The sequence below is a fragment of the Pseudotabrizicola sp. 4114 genome, from assembly GCF_031457365.1.
Lineage (GTDB): Bacteria > Pseudomonadota > Alphaproteobacteria > Rhodobacterales > Rhodobacteraceae > Pseudotabrizicola.
In genome coordinates, this window is the sequence record NZ_JAVDWP010000018.1 from 1 (window position 1) to 15,336 (window position 15,336).

Sequence of the window (15,336 nt, forward strand, 5' to 3'; positions counted from 1 at the left end):
ACAAGCGCCGAGCGCAAGTGCCGCGCTGTCGCCTCAGACGTCCGACCATCGACATTGGCTACCACCGAGAAGGGCGGGTTCATCAGGATGACGCTTGGGCGCAGTCCTGCCTCGAGATGATCGTCGATCTGAGCGGCGTCGAAGGTGGTGACCGGACGGCCCGGGAACAGGCGGCGCAGAAGATCGGCGCGGGTGTTGGCCAACTCGTTCAGCGTGAGGCTGCCGCCCGTGATCTCGGCGAGGATCGCCAGAAGGCCGGTCCCGGCCGAAGGCTCCAGCACAAGATCGCGGGGCGTTATTTGTGCAGCCGCCAAAGCCGCAAACCCCATGGGCAGCGGTGTACTGAACTGCTGGAAGCGCTCCATCTCCTCGGACCGCCGTGTATGGGTCGGCAAAAGGCCGGACACCTTGGCGAGGATCGGCAGCAAGGCGGCAGGTGAGCCTGCCCGGGCCAGCAGCGCGCGGCCGAACTTCCGCAGGAACAGGACCAGCGCTGCCTCGCCCGCCTCATAGGCCAGCTTCCAGTCCCAGGCGCCGGTCGCATCAGAGCCGCCAAAGGCGCGCTCCATCTCAACGCGCAGGCGCAGCGCGTCGATCTGAAACCCCTGCGCCAGATCAGGCTGCAGCGCCTTGGCCACGCTCAAGATCGCAGCGGCCGTATCGAGGGACGGGATGGGGACAACAGGCGCAAGCGCGCGCTCGGTCGCAAAAGGGGCGAGATGGGTCATCGGGAAACTCCGGAATGAGGGACAGGATCAGGCCCGGACACCCTCTCTCGGGTACCGTCAGGCCTGATCCTCCCCGGCCCTCCTCTTCCTCTCGAATCCCATGTTCTGCGCAGGCGGCTTGCTTTTGTTCACTTTATGTTCTACATTGGAGACCAAGCTAGGAAGGGAGATCCCCGATGGAAAGCACCACTTACGCCTTGCCCGCGACGCCCAAGCAGATCGCCTATGCGCGTGCGCTGGCCCTGCGCAACCAGACCCTCCTGCCCTGGGAGGTTCAGCAAGACCTGCGCGCGCTCAGCGCCTGGATCGACGCGAAGCCAAACTGAAGTTGGGCCCGCAAGACAGCCGCCCGACCTCAAAGCAGGTCGCCTTCGCCGAACGCCTCGCCCGGATCAAACGCCGCGCCGTGCCGGATGAATGCTTCCGGGACAAGGGGCTGATGTCGAAGTGGATCGACGGGAACAGGTGACTGTCGTCCAACGGCTGAAGGGGCAGGAGGCGCGCCTGATGTCCTCGGATTCTCGCTGACGCGCTAATGCTTGTCTGATATTGCAATCCCATAGAATGGCAATCGTAGAGCATCCGCCATGCTATGGCATATCCTAACCGTTACTTTAGCAAATCTATGACATTGCAAAACTTGTCTGTTTGACATACTGTGGCATGGCGGAATGACCGCAGATGCAAAATCACAGGTTGGCAGATGTCGGTCACCAGAGCGAAGCAAAGACAGGCTCAGGATAGGGTCAACCAAGCCGGCAGCCTTGCAAAGTCACTGGCAAAGCCAATCGGTGGCTGGATAGCGACATTTCAGGAGGCGATCGGGATGAATGCCCCGGCCCTTGCTGAACGCCTCGGCATCTCGCGCAATAACATTTACGCCGCGATCCAGAACGAACAGGCCGGAACCATCTCCCTGAACCAGATGGAGAAGATCGCCGAGGCCATGGGCGGACGCCTCGTCTATGCAATCATCCCGCGCGAAGGCCCCGTTGAAGAGATTGTCATGGCCCAGGCCCGCACGAAGGCACGACGCATCATCCAGCGCACGCGGGCGCATATGGCTCTGGAAGAGCAAAGCGAGGGCCTGCGCAGCGAGGCCGAGATGGTCGAGGACCTGGCGGCGGACATCATCCGCGAAGGCCGCCGGGATTTTTGGCAATGACGCTCGAGCTTCATGAACCCACCGGCGCGACCCCGCTGACGCCCGACGAGTTGCTTGGCCTCAAGGCCAAGCACATAGCGACCCGTGGTGAGCTGAACGAACTCGAAGGGGAGAACATCATCGCCGGTCTGACGTGGCTGGACCGACGCCCGAAGTCCTTTGACGTTTTGACAGATGCCGCCGTGCGCGAAATCCACAAGCGTCTTTTCGGGGAGGTCTGGGATTGGGCAGGTGTTTACCGGCTGACCGAAAAGAACATCGGGGTGCCAGTGTGGCATGTTTCGACCGAACTGCGCACCTGCCTCGATGACGCGCGATACTGGCGCGACCACAAGAGCTTCGATCCGCTGGAAGCCACAGCGCGTCTTCACCACCGCCTTGTCTGGATCCATCCCTTCGCGAACGGCAACGGACGCTGGGCGCGGATCATGGCTGATACCTACCTGGCGAAGATCGATCCGGATATCTTCCTCGACTGGTCTGGTGGGGGCACGCTGAACGCGGAAAGTGCGCACCGGACAGCCTATATCGCGGCCCTGAGAGCCGCCGATCAGCACGATTTCGGGCCGTTGGTGGCACTCGTGCGGTCACTCGCAAGGTAGCCACCCTTTTCGACCGGCAAGATAGCGAGGCAACTTACCCGAAGCGGCGCCCTCCTTCGGTGAAAGTATATTCGTTGACGATGATCCCTTCCTCGATGGCATCATCCGAGGTGAGGTGGTCGTATTCGGCCTGAAGCTGGCGGTAGAGCCAGCGGGCGAGATCGCGGATCGCCTCAAGCACGGTCTCTTCCGAGTCCTCGGTCGGCGGCTGCCAAGTCGGGCTGTCGCGCGTGACGACCACCGACATGGTATATTCGTGGTAATAGCGGCCTCGGTGGCTGACCTCGGCGGCGAGCTGGTAGAAGTTCCGCCGTTGGATGGCCTGAAGCCGGTCGGCGATGCCATGCAGGGTTGCGTCCGTCGGGGCATAGTCCCGGATACGCGCGGCCGCGCCCTTGCCGTGGCTGAGGTATCCTTCAAAACACGCCCCATCCCCCTGGCTCCAGAACCCGGAAAACCAGATGCAGGGCTTCTGGCGCGTCCCGCCGCCCATCAGGCGGACGGGGGTGGTTCTGAGCCGGATGCCGAGGATTTCACAGACCCGCTCAAAATCCTCGTAGACCCCATCCCACCAGTCGTCGTGGGGGCCAAGCTCGCGATACCAGCTGCGCGCCTTTTCCTTGGCCGCATCCGAGAGTTCGGGGAACTGGTAGACCGTGGTGCAGATGAGTTCAGATGCCGTAATGGGGCGGGCGCCCGGCGCTAAGGCTGCTTTCGAACTTTTCCCGCTAGGAAACTCGGGCACTTCGTCGCTTGATTCAAGCTGCCTGTCGTTTTGATCAAGAGGGGAGTGACCTATGGGCGTTTTCGTTGGCATCGACGTATCTCTCGACAATTGTGCGGTTTGCGCCGTGGATGAACACGGCAAGCTTGTGAAGGAAGCGAAAGTCGCGAGTGACCCCGGAGCATTGCACGCCTGCATCAGGGGCATTCCGGGAGTGGTAGAGGCGATCGGTATCGAAGCCGGACCCTTATCCCAGTGGCTTCATAAGTCTTTGACCGACCTTGGACTGCAAGTGGTGCTCATGGAGACGCGGCAGGTGAAAGCCGCCTTGAAAGCGGCGCCGGTAAAGACCGATCGCCGCGATGCTGCTGGCTTGGCCCGTTTGCTGCAAATGGGCTGGTTCCGGCCGGTCCATTGCAAGTCACTTTCCGCACAGGAGCTGAGGGTGCTTCTCGGTGCGCGCCGATCCCTACAAGACGCCGCTATCAACATCGAGATGTCTATTCGGGGCATGCTGCGCAATTTCGGACTTCGACTTGGTCGGATTGGCAAAGTCAGCTTTGAAGACCGGGTTCGCGAATTGACCGAAGGTAACAAGCTCATCCAGCTTTCAATCGAGCCGATGCTCAGGGCTCGGGCTGCGTTGCGCAGCGAGCTTGTGCGCCTTGAACGCATGGCACGGGACATCACGCGCGAGGATCCGGTTTGTCGATTGATGATGACGATGCCCGGTATTGGTCCGGTCGTCGCATTGACTGTGCGCTCAACCATCGATGACCCCGGCAGATTTCGGCGGTCAAAAGATGTCGGCCCATCAATCGGATTGACACCTCGTCGCTACCAATCCGGCGAGACGGATATCATCGGCGGTGTCACTAAAGCTGGCGACCTAGACATGAGGATCGCGCTCTATCAGGCTGCCACGGTGGTGATCCACCGCTCGAAGAAGCAGACCTGGTTGCGCGCCTGGGCGGAGCGGGTCGTTCGTCGGCGTGGGGCGAAACGGGCGGCGGTCGCTCTGGCCCGTAGGATGGGCGTAATTCTGCATCGGATGTGGGTCGACAATACCGAATTCCAGGCTGCTAGGCCGGTTTAGTGCAAGACAGCCAAGCCGCCGCGAAATGAAAGCAACAATCCGGCCGTCCTGAGAACCGGCCATCGAAGTCCTCACCAGGACGCGGTTTCCGACGACGCCGCTCGATGCCTTGTCGCCGGAGCTTCTGCTCCGAGCACGTATTTCAGATAGGCGCGCGGAAACCGCAACGAACCAGCATCAAGTTGGCGACCACGGCGTCGACCACGGACAGAAGCGCGAACCGGTGTAGGAAAACAACCGATGGAATGGTGTCGGACACGCCGGAAGGGGGGTGTCAGCAAATATCTGGCCATTCAGGTCTACGATGCGCTCGAAACGCTCAGGTTCGGGTGTGGCCTTGTTTGCAAATTACCTATTGACCGAAGAGGCCCCATTACAGAAGGCATCGACGTCCTCCCCGTTCAGCGCGGCGGCCAGCCACTCCTGGCTGCTGGTCCAGCCGATGGATTTGCGGGCACCAAGGTCGATGACATGCGCGCCGCCGCCGAAGGCGGCAATGCGGGGTCGGGAACAGGTCAGACCGTATTATGCCGGGATCAGGATTATGCCGCATGGCCCTCAAGTCGACGAGAAGCATCGACTTGCCATATGGCCAGACCAGCCAAAGATTATTGGGTGCGGCTGACCGACTTCATGGTCCTGAACCCTCAGTTTCGTGCCAAGGCGTTCGGCATAATCCTTGTTGCGCCAGCAACATGGAGAAAGCCAATGGCCAAGAAAATCCACCCAACCTGCCTCGACACTTACTTCAGTTCGTTCGAGGAGAGCCTCGCGCCGACGCACATGCAGCGTCGGGCGCTGTCCAACTATCGCTTCCAGCTTCGCCGGTTTGGCCGGGTTCTGGATGCCGAAGGCGTGGAGCCCACGTCATTGACGCTGGAACTCGCCGATCGCCTTGCCCGGCAGGTTCCATTCGATCGAATGAATGCTGTCAGGATCCCGAACTTGGTCAGACGGTTCGTCCTCCACCTCATCAGCATCGGCGTTGCGATCCCGCCACCTGTATCTGCTGCCCAAATTGCAAAGGACAAGCTGCTGGATGACCTGGAAGGATTCCTGCTCGGGCAACGCGGCCTGAGTCCGAGTTCAGTTTATCATGTCAAGCGATATGCCGTCCGTTTCTTGGACCACCGGTTCGGCGAAACGGTGCCTGACCCTTCGGCGATCAGGCACCATGACATCGTTGCGTTCCTCGAACACATCCAGAAGGGGAAGAGTCTGTCGATGGCGCGGACGCCGGCATCCCATCTGCGCGGCTTCTTCCAGTACCTGTTTGCCCGGGGCCTGACCTCAACCAATCTGTCGTCGACTGTGCCGAAGGTACATCGCATCCAGAACAGCCGACTTCCCAGGTATCTGCCGCCGACAGACATCGAGGCCATCCTCGAGTGGGTCCGGCGAGAATCCCGCTATGGCGTTCGTGACTATGCCATGTTCCTGCTAATGGCCCGGCTCGGCCTGCGTGTGCCCGAAGTCATGGCGATAGAGATCGATGACATCGACTGGCGAGCGGGAGAGCTGCTCGTCCGAGGAAAGGGCAAACGGCGTGACCGTCTCCCGCTTCCGGAAGATGTCGGCGCCGCAATCAGCGCTTACCTGCGCGATGCTCGACCATCGACCGTAACGCGCGTTCTTTTTGTCAGGTCCTATGCCCCCTATCTCGGGTTCAAGGACAGCCGTATCGTCAGCAAAATCCTTGCCCGGGCCTGCGCAGCACTGAAGATCGAGATGCCTGCCCGGTATCTCGGATCGCATGTGCTTCGCCACAGCCTCGCAACTCGGATGGTTCGCTCTGGCGTAGCCTTGCACGAGGTGGGCGATGTTCTGCGCCACAAGTCGCGCGCGACGACGATGATCTATGCGAAGCTCGACATCGCAAACCTTCGTTCTGTTGCCCAACCTTGGCCCGCTGGGGAGGCACAGCAATGACCCTGCACGCCGAGCTTGATCGATATCTCAATCTCCGCCGGATGTTTGGCGCCAAACTGAAAGCAGACGAGTTGCGCCTGCGCAGCTTTGCCACCTTCGTGGACAAAGCCGGAAAAGTCTTCGTCACAAAAGAGCTGCTGCTCGAATGGATGGATGGACTGCGACCTGCCAGTAGCGGGACCAAGGCCAGTAGGTTCAGCGCGGTCCGTCAATTTGCTCTATGGCTGCACGGTATGGATGATCGGCACGACGATCCTCCCCCGAGAGGGTTCGTGCCAGGACGAGTCAGTCGGTCTGCGCCGTACATCTACAGCGATACCGAACTCGCCCAGATCATTGGGGCAGCGCGGGAATTGCCGTCGATCTACGGGCTGCGCGGGCTGACCTGTGCGATGCTCTATGGTCTGATCGCTGTCACGGGCATGCGCGTTGCAGAGGCCTTGGCGCTCGACACGGCAGACTTCGATGCCGACAGGCAGTTGCTCCACATAAAGAACGGCAAGAATGGCAAGGAACGAATCCTTCCAATCGATCCGGATGTCGCGGTGAGACTGAAGAACTACTGTACCGAACGGGATCGACTGCTTGAACGACACTCGGAACCGCTCTTCGTGAATTGCAAAGGCGAACGACCCGACTATTGCTGGGCGCGGGCAAACTTTGTTCGTGTCTGTCAGAGCATCGGCATGCGGGGTACATGGGCCAAGCCCATGCCCGGAAGGCCACCGCGCATCCACGATCTTCGGCACACCTTTGCCGTCCGGACGATCACAGGATGGTATCGCGCCGGACATGATGCTGCGCGCGAAATGCACAAGCTTACGACCTACCTCGGGCATGAGGGGCCAAAGGACACCTACTGGTACCTTCAGGCCGTGCCCGAGCTTCTCGAACTGGCCTCGGCACGGGTCACCGAGGGCTCTGCAGCGGAGGAATCGCAATGAGGACCGCGACATTCCCAGCCTTGCTGCAGCGCTTCTTCACAGATCGCTTGTGCGTCCAGATGGAAGCAAGCCGTCATACCATCGCATCGTATCGCGACACCTTCCGCCTGCTGATCCGCTATGCCGGAGCCCGCAGCGGCAAAGCCCCAACGAAGCTGGAAGTTGGCGATATCGATGCCGACATGGTGGCGAACTTCCTCATCCATGTCGAAGGGTCCCGCGGCAACGCTGTCCGATCTCGAAATGCCCGGCTCGCGGCGATCCGGTCCTTCTTCCGGTATGTTGCGATGACGGAGCCAGTGTTGTTGCATCACTGCCAACGCATTCTGGCCATGCCGAACAAACGCCAAGAAAAAAGGGCGGTGACGTTCCTCGATGCTGACGAAATCGCCGCATTGCTCGGCTCGCCCGACCGCGCCACTTGGGTGGGGCGCAGGGATCACGCTTTGCTGCTGCTCGCCCTCCAAACTGGGTTGCGGGCTTCAGAGTTGGTCAATCTGAACTGCAACGACGTGGTCATCGGGACCGGTGCCCATGTCAAGTGTCTTGGGAAAGGCCGAAAAGACCGGCGGACACCCTTGCGTCGCGATACGACCAGATTGATCGCGGGCTGGATCCGTGATCGCAAGGATAGCGAAGGTCCGCTGTTCCCCTCGATCCGCGGAGACCGTCTGAGTCGCGACGCACTTGAGCATCTGGTCCGAAAATACTGTGCCAAGGCGGCGCAAACCTGTCCAAGCCTTGAGGGGAAGCGCGTTACACCGCACACGCTCCGCCACAGCACCGCGATGGAACTATTGCATAGCGGTGTCGACCAAGCGGTCATCGCGCTTTGGCTCGGCCATGAATCCGTGGAAACCACCCAGATCTACATCCACGCGGATATGCGTCTAAAGGAAAATGCGCTCCGACAAGTGACTGCGCCAGGGGTCAAATCTAACCGATACCGACCAGACGATCAGCTGCTGGCCTTCCTCGAGTCGCTCTGAATATGCCGAATAGCCGCATGGCCAAGGCCAACGTTCTCAAGCCTCGGCACTGGCCATGCGGCATAATCCAGATCCCGGCATAATACGGGTTATGCCGAATTCGGCATAAACCGTACTGAAACCCCCAGAGGCCCGCCAGGTCGAGGTCTTCGGCCAGGCGCAGCACGAAGCGGATGACCGCCTCGACATCGCCGTGCTCGTCGTCATGGATCCAGAGGGTGCTGCCCTCGGGCGCATCCTGTCGTACGATGGTGAAGCCCGCCACCTCCGGGTGGTCGGCATACTGATCCGCAGCGCGCAATTCCTGAAACAGCGCGAGCGCGCGGGCGGCCTTGTCGGGCGTGCCAACGTCGATCAGGCATGAGAAATGGGTGAAGTAATCCGCCATGTGGACCTCCTGAGATTGAGAAACCCTGCCAAGGGGCCGGGCGCTGGATTGAGATAAGGGGATGGGGCAGAGCGATCAGCCGGATGGCGGATCGTCTGATACCTGTCGTGCCGCGTGCGCGCAGAGCATCTGCCGGTAAAAGCGTTTGCGCGCCGTCCGGAAGCCGCGAACGGCGCGCGTATCGGAATGTAGTGCTCGGACTGCAGCGCGCAGGACCGTGAATGGCGACGCCGTCGGCGACAGGCCAAGGCGCAGGTATTCTGGATCGATCATCTCAGCTGACCTCGACCAAGGGCGAGGCAAGATTTGGATCGACCAATGCCTCAATCCGCGCGGTCCTGCCCATCCATGGCTCAGGCCGGATGGCCTTCACCCAGTCGGCGAAGCTCGGAATGAAGCCGAGGTCTTCCTTCACATGCTGTTCGCCCACCCAGCGGGTCGGGATAATGCGACCGGTCGAGAGCGTGAGGGTCTGGCCGAAAATCGTCTCCGCCATGAAGATACCCTCGGCATGGTGGCGGCTGTGATCTCCTTGCTGGCGTCAAACCAGGCATGCACGGCGATGAAGTCATCGACCGTGCCGCCCCATTTCTTCACCGAGGACAGGGCGTGGTGGTAGGGATGTGCCATCGCCGCCCCCTCAGAAATCATGGGTGTAGAGTTCGGACGAGGTGAACCGCTCGTTGAACTCGAGGTGGATGCAACGGGCGGAAGCGTCGAAGCAGAACTCGCCCCAGGCCCCGTCGTTGTTTTCCCAACCGCCATGCGTGTCGGAGAGGAAGTCGTAGGCGAGCTGCTCGACGACATCTTCCAACGAGAGCTGTCGCATCTCGACCTCGGGGTCGTCCCACGTGAGCGCCGCGTATTCGATCTCGGTGGCGGGGAACTCGACGGCGGTCGCGCCGGACCATGCGCCGATGCTTTCGATCTGGCCGCTGTCGCCGGCACCGTCGAAGGTCACGGTGACATGGGTGATGCCGGCAGCCATGAGGCCGTCGAAGAGGCGATCCTTGTTTCCGGGGCGCAGCGCTTCGATCCGGGCCGCGCGCGCGGCATGGGCCGCGAAGATCTGTCCCATGACGATGGTCGAAGATGCCATCGGCGGCGTGAGGGTGGGTTCGGTCAGGGTCATCGGGTGTCTCCGGTCAGGGGAGGGGAAGGAAGCCGGGCCGGGCGATCTCTCTCCCCCGGAACAACTCCAAATCCCCCCTGCCCTCCTCTGCCTCTCGGGCGTCACGCCGCTAACTGCAGCGCCCGGGCGGCGAAGGCGCGCCAGAGCGGGTCGACGAGGCGCGCATCCAGAAGATCGGCGCGGTGGCGCAGCCGCTGCGCCAGATTGGGCTCACCCCAGGTGGCCGCGCGGTCCGCCTGCGCGCGCAGCTGGCTCGCCTCGGTCACCACGCCCCGCGCCTCCGCCGCGCTCGTCACTGGATGGCACCAAGCGACGGCTTGGTTGCTGGCGGCTCCGCCCAGCACAAGGCGGTCGTCGCGGTCGAGGATCGCCAGAAGCTGGGGCGCGGCTTCCGGGTCGAGCCCCTCGGCATGATCAATCGCGCCCTGCATGGCCTCGGCCAGCGTCGCGAAGCTGGCAAAAACCAGCGGGGCGGCCCGGCCCGACAGAAGGTCGGCCGGTGCGCGACGCGACAGGGTCAGGGCGAAGGGGTGACTCGGGTCGATGTCGCCCGAGGGAAAGGGCGGCGCGAAGCCCAGTGGGCTGGTGGTCGGATGAATAGGAATGGGCAGGTCGAACATGCGAAGATCTCCGACGGCGCGGGAAGCCTCTCTTCCCGCTTCATCCGTCAAAGACCAAACCGCCGCCCTCTTCCTCGAAGGGGCGACGGTGATGGATCTGGCCGCAGCGTCAGAGCTTGCCGAGCGCCCGCAAGCTCAGCTCCGTTCCGGCACCCACGATGATGTGGTCATGCAGCGTCAGGCCGAGATACTTGCACCCCTTCTGGATCTCCTTGGTCATGCTGAGATCGGCTTCCGACGGCGTTGGATCGCCAGACGGGTGGTTGTGGATCAGGATCAGGGCGCTGGCGTTCAGGATCAGCGCCCGCTTGATCACCTCCCGCGGATAGACCGGGACATGGTCGACCGTGCCGGTCGAGAGAAGCTCATCGGAAATGATGCGGTTCTTGCGGTCAAGATAGAGGACATGGAATCGCTCGATGGGACCTCGGACGGTCAGAGCGCAATAGTCCATCAGCGCCTGCCAGCTGCCGATCACCGGGTTCTGGCTGAGGTATCGGCCAAGGATGTCGCGGGCCTCGAGGACGATAGTTTCTTCCTGGGGGGTCATGGGCGTCTCGCTGAAATGCGCACGCCGAAGCTCCCTGCCCTTTCGGGGCAAGGCCAACGGCGTGCATTTTGAGAAATAGCTGCAGCGATCGCCCCGGTATCGGGCGATCGCTGCATGGGCGCTTGGTCAGCCGACCCGGTCGAGGAGTTTCTTGGCGCGCCCCTCCATGTCGAGGCGGGCATCCTGCTGGGTCTTGTCCCGCGCAAGCCGCGTGATGCCCTGCACGAAATCGAAGATGCTCTCGGGCGGGCGGCCTTCTTCCATCAGCACCTTCTCGATGATCTTGCCGGATTCAGCCTTGGAGAAGCCGCGCTTCCGCAGGAAATCATCCCGATCCTCATCGTTGCGCGCCACGATTTGCTGCCGCGCGGCCTTGATGCCGTTCACGAAGCCCTGCGGCGAGGAATTGGCGAACCGCGTCAGCGCCGGGGCCGCCTCATGGGCAAAGCGCGAGGCCGCGTATTTCGAGTGGCGGATCTTGATCTCCTGGAAATCCTCGACCCCCCACAGATTCCTGTTTTGACACACAGCACGTAGATAAAAGCTGGCCATACCCAGGGTTTTCGCTCCCACCTCCGAATTCCAACAGTAGAATCCCCGGAAGTAAAGATCGGGAGAGCCATCCGGCAACCGGCCCGCCTCGATCGGGTTGCGATCATCGACCAGGAACAGGAACACGTCGCGGTCCGAGGCATAAAGCGTGGTCGTGTCGCGGCTGATTTCGACATCCGGATTGTATACCCCGGTCGACCAGTCGAGCACGCCCGGCACTTTCCAGCGCGTGTCGCCGGTGCCATTGCCCGCGATGCGCTGCACCGCCTCGACCAGTTCATGGTCATGGATGCGGCCATAGTCCGGGCCGGTCACGGCGCGCAGTTCCGTGCGGCCATCCTCGGTCTCGAAGGTCTTGACCTGCTCGGCCCGGTGGTTGGTCAGGCCGTACTGTAGATTGATCCCGGCCAGCGGCGCGGGCAGCTGCCGCAAGTAGGAGGCTGGGGCACCGACGATGCTGGCAAGTTGACCGAAGGCCCAGTGCGTGGGCGCGACGGGTTCATGCGCTTTCGGCAGGACTAAGTGGAGCCGTTCGGCGCTGTCGCGCGCGGCCTCGACCCGGATATCCGCCGTCTGCACCACCCGGCTGCGGCTGCGCTCGGACCGACCCTTCACATTAGCCCAGAGATCGTCGAGCGACAGATACCGCTCGTCATCGGGCCGGTTGAACCATTCGGACGACACCCGCCCGTTCCGCTCACCCCGGCTCACATCCACTTTCCAGCCACCAGCCCGCGTCGGTGCGACCGGATCCAGAACTTCCACAATGCCCATCGGCTATCTCCCGTGACAGGCGCCAGAAGCCACTCTCCCAGCCCTCAACCTGTCGCGAAAGCAACCAACCCATCTCTGACTCTCAGATCGCTGATGCACAGAACATCGTTGCAGATCGGGCGTTTCTGCTGAGCTTGGGCCCACCCAAACAGTCAGAGGTCTCATGCTTTCCGGGCGGCCCCCAGTTCGGCAACTGCATCGAGAAAAGCCGTGTCGAGAACCGGGTTGTCCCATTTGTTCGATGCGGTCATCCAGCGGTCGATATGATCCCTGAAACTCGGATCATCTCGCCTCATGTGAAACGTGAACAGGCGATTGACGATGTCCCGCATCAAGTCCGCCATCTGTGCATCATCGATATGCGACACGGTGCGCCACGGGATGGTCTGACCTGTGGCGTCGATCACGTTCACGTCCGAATAATCGCCGGTCCTCGTCACCGGCTGCACCCCGGCGTGCAAATCCTCCAGCCGCGTATTGCGGATGCAGATCATGGCCATGATCTTCGCGAGATTGGCCGCAATGCGTTCTTCGTGTTCGACCTTCATGCTCAAATCCTCTCGCTCATCCGCCCTGGCTCCGCCGCGAAGGGCTGCGAGAGCATCAGATCATTCGTTCAGATAGGCGACCCAGTTCTGTCGCGCATGCACGATGCGCAACACCTGCAGCCACTCCGCCTCGATACGGTAGATGATCAGATGCGACCCAGAGCGGTAAAGGCGTACGGGCGGGTGGATTTCAGTGCGTTCGCGCGCGATCCCCGGGTGCTGGACCAGCAAATCCATGTCTGCGGCGAGCCCGCGGATATAGGTTTCGGCCTGACCAACAGACCAGGTACGCGCGGTATAATCCCAGATCGCGTCCAGATCATTCAGCGCAGAAAGTGAGAGGCGATATTCAACGAGTGTCGGTTCTGGCATTCGGATCCCGCTTGCCGGCAAGAAAAGCCTCAACATCCAAACGTCCCGCCGGGCCGCTTGCGAGGCCCTCATCGACAAGCTGCTGCAACTCGACGATGGCCTGCTGGCGATCCTGGTCCCGGCGGATCAGGTCGCGCACATAATCGCTGGCGTTGCTGTAGCGCCCGTCCTGCGTCTGGGCCTCGACCCAGGCCTTCATCGGGTTCGGCAAAGAAACATTCATCGTGGCCATGGTCGCGATCTCCTTTGCGAAGAAGATGACATAGATTGGCAAAGCTTGTCAAACTGTGCCGGTGCCGTGCTGCACGGCTTGCAGTGCGCGCGCCGCGAACCCGGCGGGTTTCCCCGCCGGGCCCGAGGGGGAGACCCCGTCCTTTTCAGAACGGGATCTCGTCGTCGCGATCGACCAGCTCGGGGTTTTCGTTCTCGGCCGACTTCGGGCGGCTCAGGAAGTCGACCTTCTCGGCGATGATCTCGCAGCCGTAGCGATCGGTGCCGGTTGCGTCGGTCCACTTGGTGTAGTGGATGCGGCCGTGGACGAGGACCTTCATGCCCTTTTCGCAGTGCTCCGCGACCGTCTTGCCGAGACCGTTGAAGCAGGTGATGCGGTGCCATTCCGTGTCCATGACCCGGTAGCCGTTCTCGTCGCGCAGGACGCGACCTTCCGAGAGGCGGGGGCGGGAGGTTGCGAGGCTGAAGTTGGTGATCTTGGTGCCCGCGCCTTTCGTGGTGCGGACTTCGGGGGTCTGACCGATGTTGCCGGCGAGGATGACGATGTTCTGCATGGTAAGCTCCTGTGTGTCCTGTCTTCGGGACCGTCCCTTCGACAAGACCCGGAAAAAGCCCGTCGGGTGACGCGTGCACGGTGGACGGAACGGACGCCGGAAACCCCCAGAGGACCGGGGTGGAGCGGGCAGCCCCGAAGGGGCAACACGGCCCGGACTGACGCGGGGTTGCGCGCGAGAACCCGAACGGGATTAGGGGATTGTCAGTCGAAGGGATGGCCCAGAAGCCAGAGATGCGCGGGGAGCCCATGCCAGACCCCGTCACCCTGCCCATCGGGACAGCGTGACCCCCAGCCCAGCACCTCACGGACGGCGAAAATGACGATCATCCACTGTCGCCACACCCCGCCCCTGCCTACGGGAGTTGCGGGGCCATGCCGCGACAGGCTGTCGATACCGGAACATTCAGGACACGGGGTGCCAATGGCTGATTACGATCTCGAGGCACTGTCGCTCAACGAGCTGAAAAAAATGCAGAAGGACATCGCCAAGGCGATCTCCACCTATGAGGATCGGCAGAAGGCGGAAGCCCGCGCCAAGGTGGAAGCCCTCGCCCGGGATCTGGGCTATTCGCTGGCCGAACTCGTCGGCACCGAGACGAAAACCGCCCGTACGCCCGTCCCGCCGAAATACCGGCACCCTGAGAACCCGGCGCTCACTTGGTCCGGTCGTGGGCGCAAACCGCAGTGGTTCGTGGAAGCGTTGTCAGCGGGCAAAACCGCAGAGGACTTGGCCATCGGTTGATGACCGCGACAGCCATCCCGGCAGCAACTCATCATTGCCATATTTCAGCAAAGCGGCCGCTCAGGCGTGGCGCAGCGACCGAGTGCCGTCGGTCTCAGTGGGATGCAGATTTTGCGCAGAGATCCGGCGCAAGACCGACGTGGAGGGCGGGAAGCAGCCCGACGGCACTGCGGCGCGGCATCCGCAGCGAAACTGGGAAAGCGGTCACTCAAGCAGCGAGCGCCGAAGTGGACGGGTGCTGGCCCTGACCGGGCGGAGAACGGCATGCAACGAAGCAAGATCACACCTTGGCACAGCGATGACGTCTGGGGGCGATCACATCATCAGAGCGCTGCCAGCCGACAAAGAGGTCCTTTCGCGACCCGATGGTGTTGACTCACGCGGCGTCACGCCCCATGTCGGCCAGAAGGCCCGCCACTCCGCCATCGAGGGGCGCACCACCCGCCACGAGGGTTACGCCTTGTCCCTGAAACACCGCAAACGGATCGAAGAGGCCTTCGGCTGGGCCAAGACCGTCGGAGCATGGCGCAGACCGTCTATCGCGGCGTTGAGCGGGTGCGCTCCCGCTTCATCCTGACGATGGCCGCTAACAATCTTGCCAGATTGCCCAGGCTGCTGGCGGCGTGAGCCAGAAAACTAACCTCTGGACTGCACGCCGCGCGGGCTGACAGGCCAACCCTCAAGGACATTCGGT

18 protein-coding genes and 4 pseudogenes are annotated in these 15,336 nt (G+C 62.0%); 9 read left to right on the forward strand and 13 right to left on the reverse strand.

The features are described 5' to 3' along the window. Positions 1 to 728, reverse strand: a pseudogene (locus J2X53_RS20760) (methylase); the annotation flags it as partial. Between the two features lie 176 nt (positions 729 to 904). Between J2X53_RS20760 and J2X53_RS20765 the strand changes: the two are divergent. The 3 genes and pseudogenes from J2X53_RS20765 to J2X53_RS20775 all read left to right on the forward strand — a co-directional run bounded on the left by J2X53_RS20765 (position 905) and on the right by J2X53_RS20775 (position 2,495). Continuing rightward, positions 905 to 1,197 (forward strand): annotated as a pseudogene (locus tag J2X53_RS20765) (hypothetical protein). Positions 1,198 to 1,431: 234 nt separating this feature from the next. Continuing rightward, entirely contained in the window at positions 1,432 to 1,893 is a 462-nt protein-coding gene (locus J2X53_RS20770) for a helix-turn-helix domain-containing protein (protein WP_349039411.1), read from the forward strand. After that, positions 1,890 to 2,495: a mobile mystery protein B gene (locus J2X53_RS20775; RefSeq protein ID WP_349039412.1), complete on the forward strand. Its 606-nt coding sequence runs from the start codon at positions 1,890 to 1,892 to the stop codon at positions 2,493 to 2,495. The genes J2X53_RS20770 and J2X53_RS20775 overlap by 4 nt, the downstream gene beginning before the upstream one ends. 34 nt (positions 2,496 to 2,529) lie before the next feature. On the opposite strand, the gene J2X53_RS20780 is transcribed toward J2X53_RS20775, so the two are convergent. Continuing rightward, the gene (locus J2X53_RS20780) at positions 2,530 to 3,312 is read right to left on the reverse strand and encodes an antitoxin of toxin-antitoxin stability system (RefSeq protein WP_349039413.1); all 783 of its coding nucleotides are present in this window, start codon (positions 3,310 to 3,312) and stop codon (positions 2,530 to 2,532) included. Here J2X53_RS20780 and J2X53_RS20785 point away from each other — a divergent pair. The 4 genes from J2X53_RS20785 to J2X53_RS20800 all read left to right on the forward strand — a co-directional run bounded on the left by J2X53_RS20785 (position 3,293) and on the right by J2X53_RS20800 (position 8,177). Next, positions 3,293 to 4,315 (forward strand): IS110 family transposase, encoded by a 1,023-nt coding sequence (locus J2X53_RS20785; RefSeq protein WP_349039414.1) that lies wholly within the window; start codon positions 3,293 to 3,295, stop codon positions 4,313 to 4,315. The genes J2X53_RS20780 and J2X53_RS20785 overlap by 20 nt on opposite strands. Before the next feature lie 471 nt (positions 4,316 to 4,786). Then, positions 4,787 to 6,244 carry a site-specific integrase gene (locus J2X53_RS20790; RefSeq protein ID WP_349039415.1) on the forward strand — a complete coding sequence of 486 codons (1,458 nt, stop codon included), beginning with the start codon at positions 4,787 to 4,789 and terminating at the stop codon, positions 6,242 to 6,244. Beyond that, positions 6,241 to 7,188 carry a tyrosine-type recombinase/integrase gene (locus J2X53_RS20795; protein ID WP_349039416.1) on the forward strand — a complete coding sequence of 316 codons (948 nt, stop codon included), beginning with the start codon at positions 6,241 to 6,243 and terminating at the stop codon, positions 7,186 to 7,188. The genes J2X53_RS20790 and J2X53_RS20795 overlap by 4 nt, the downstream gene beginning before the upstream one ends. Then, positions 7,185 to 8,177, forward strand: a complete 993-nt coding sequence (locus J2X53_RS20800; RefSeq protein ID WP_349039417.1) for a tyrosine-type recombinase/integrase — start codon at positions 7,185 to 7,187, stop codon at positions 8,175 to 8,177. The genes J2X53_RS20795 and J2X53_RS20800 overlap by 4 nt, the downstream gene beginning before the upstream one ends. Here J2X53_RS20800 and J2X53_RS20805 read toward each other — a convergent pair. The 11 genes and pseudogenes from J2X53_RS20805 to J2X53_RS20855 form a co-directional block, all read right to left on the reverse strand. Then, positions 8,125 to 8,565, reverse strand: coding sequence for a hypothetical protein (locus J2X53_RS20805; RefSeq protein WP_349039418.1), 441 nt, complete (start codon positions 8,563 to 8,565; stop codon positions 8,125 to 8,127). The genes J2X53_RS20800 and J2X53_RS20805 overlap by 53 nt on opposite strands. 75 nt (positions 8,566 to 8,640) lie before the next feature. Next, positions 8,641 to 8,838 carry a hypothetical protein gene (locus J2X53_RS20810; protein WP_349039419.1) on the reverse strand — a complete coding sequence of 66 codons (198 nt, stop codon included), beginning with the start codon at positions 8,836 to 8,838 and terminating at the stop codon, positions 8,641 to 8,643. 1 nt (position 8,839) lies between these two features. Then, a pseudogene (locus tag J2X53_RS20815) lies at positions 8,840 to 9,195 on the reverse strand (hypothetical protein). A 10-nt stretch (positions 9,196 to 9,205) separates the two neighbouring features. Further along, positions 9,206 to 9,697 (reverse strand): DUF6878 family protein, encoded by a 492-nt coding sequence (locus J2X53_RS20820; RefSeq protein WP_349039420.1) that lies wholly within the window; start codon positions 9,695 to 9,697, stop codon positions 9,206 to 9,208. A 101-nt stretch (positions 9,698 to 9,798) separates the two neighbouring features. Then, positions 9,799 to 10,317: a DNA repair protein RadC gene (locus J2X53_RS20825; protein ID WP_349039421.1), complete on the reverse strand. Its 519-nt coding sequence runs from the start codon at positions 10,315 to 10,317 to the stop codon at positions 9,799 to 9,801. Between the two features lie 109 nt (positions 10,318 to 10,426). Beyond that, positions 10,427 to 10,867 carry a DNA repair protein RadC gene (gene radC, locus J2X53_RS20830; protein WP_349039422.1) on the reverse strand — a complete coding sequence of 147 codons (441 nt, stop codon included), beginning with the start codon at positions 10,865 to 10,867 and terminating at the stop codon, positions 10,427 to 10,429. Positions 10,868 to 10,993: 126 nt separating this feature from the next. Continuing rightward, positions 10,994 to 12,193: a DUF932 domain-containing protein gene (locus J2X53_RS20835; protein WP_349039423.1), complete on the reverse strand. Its 1,200-nt coding sequence runs from the start codon at positions 12,191 to 12,193 to the stop codon at positions 10,994 to 10,996. A 161-nt stretch (positions 12,194 to 12,354) separates the two neighbouring features. Further along, complete coding sequence (locus J2X53_RS20840) at positions 12,355 to 12,741, reverse strand: hypothetical protein (RefSeq protein ID WP_349039424.1); 387 nt, start codon at positions 12,739 to 12,741, stop codon at positions 12,355 to 12,357. Positions 12,742 to 12,801: 60 nt separating this feature from the next. Then, the gene (locus J2X53_RS20845; protein WP_349039425.1) at positions 12,802 to 13,113 is read right to left on the reverse strand and encodes a type II toxin-antitoxin system RelE/ParE family toxin; all 312 of its coding nucleotides are present in this window, start codon (positions 13,111 to 13,113) and stop codon (positions 12,802 to 12,804) included. Beyond that, a complete protein-coding gene (locus tag J2X53_RS20850) occupies positions 13,091 to 13,345 on the reverse strand; it encodes a type II toxin-antitoxin system ParD family antitoxin (RefSeq protein ID WP_349039426.1) in 255 nt (84 codons plus the stop codon). The genes J2X53_RS20845 and J2X53_RS20850 overlap by 23 nt, the downstream gene beginning before the upstream one ends. A 145-nt stretch (positions 13,346 to 13,490) precedes the next feature. Continuing rightward, positions 13,491 to 13,898: a single-stranded DNA-binding protein gene (locus tag J2X53_RS20855; protein ID WP_349039427.1), complete on the reverse strand. Its 408-nt coding sequence runs from the start codon at positions 13,896 to 13,898 to the stop codon at positions 13,491 to 13,493. A gap of 423 nt (positions 13,899 to 14,321) precedes the next feature. Here J2X53_RS20855 and J2X53_RS20860 point away from each other — a divergent pair, with 423 nt between their 5' ends. Both J2X53_RS20860 and J2X53_RS20865 read left to right on the forward strand, forming a co-directional pair. Beyond that, a complete protein-coding gene (locus J2X53_RS20860) occupies positions 14,322 to 14,642 on the forward strand; it encodes an H-NS histone family protein (protein WP_349039428.1) in 321 nt (106 codons plus the stop codon). 385 nt (positions 14,643 to 15,027) lie between these two features. Next, a pseudogene (locus J2X53_RS20865) lies at positions 15,028 to 15,269 on the forward strand (transposase); the annotation flags it as partial. Positions 15,270 to 15,336 lie beyond the last annotated feature (67 nt).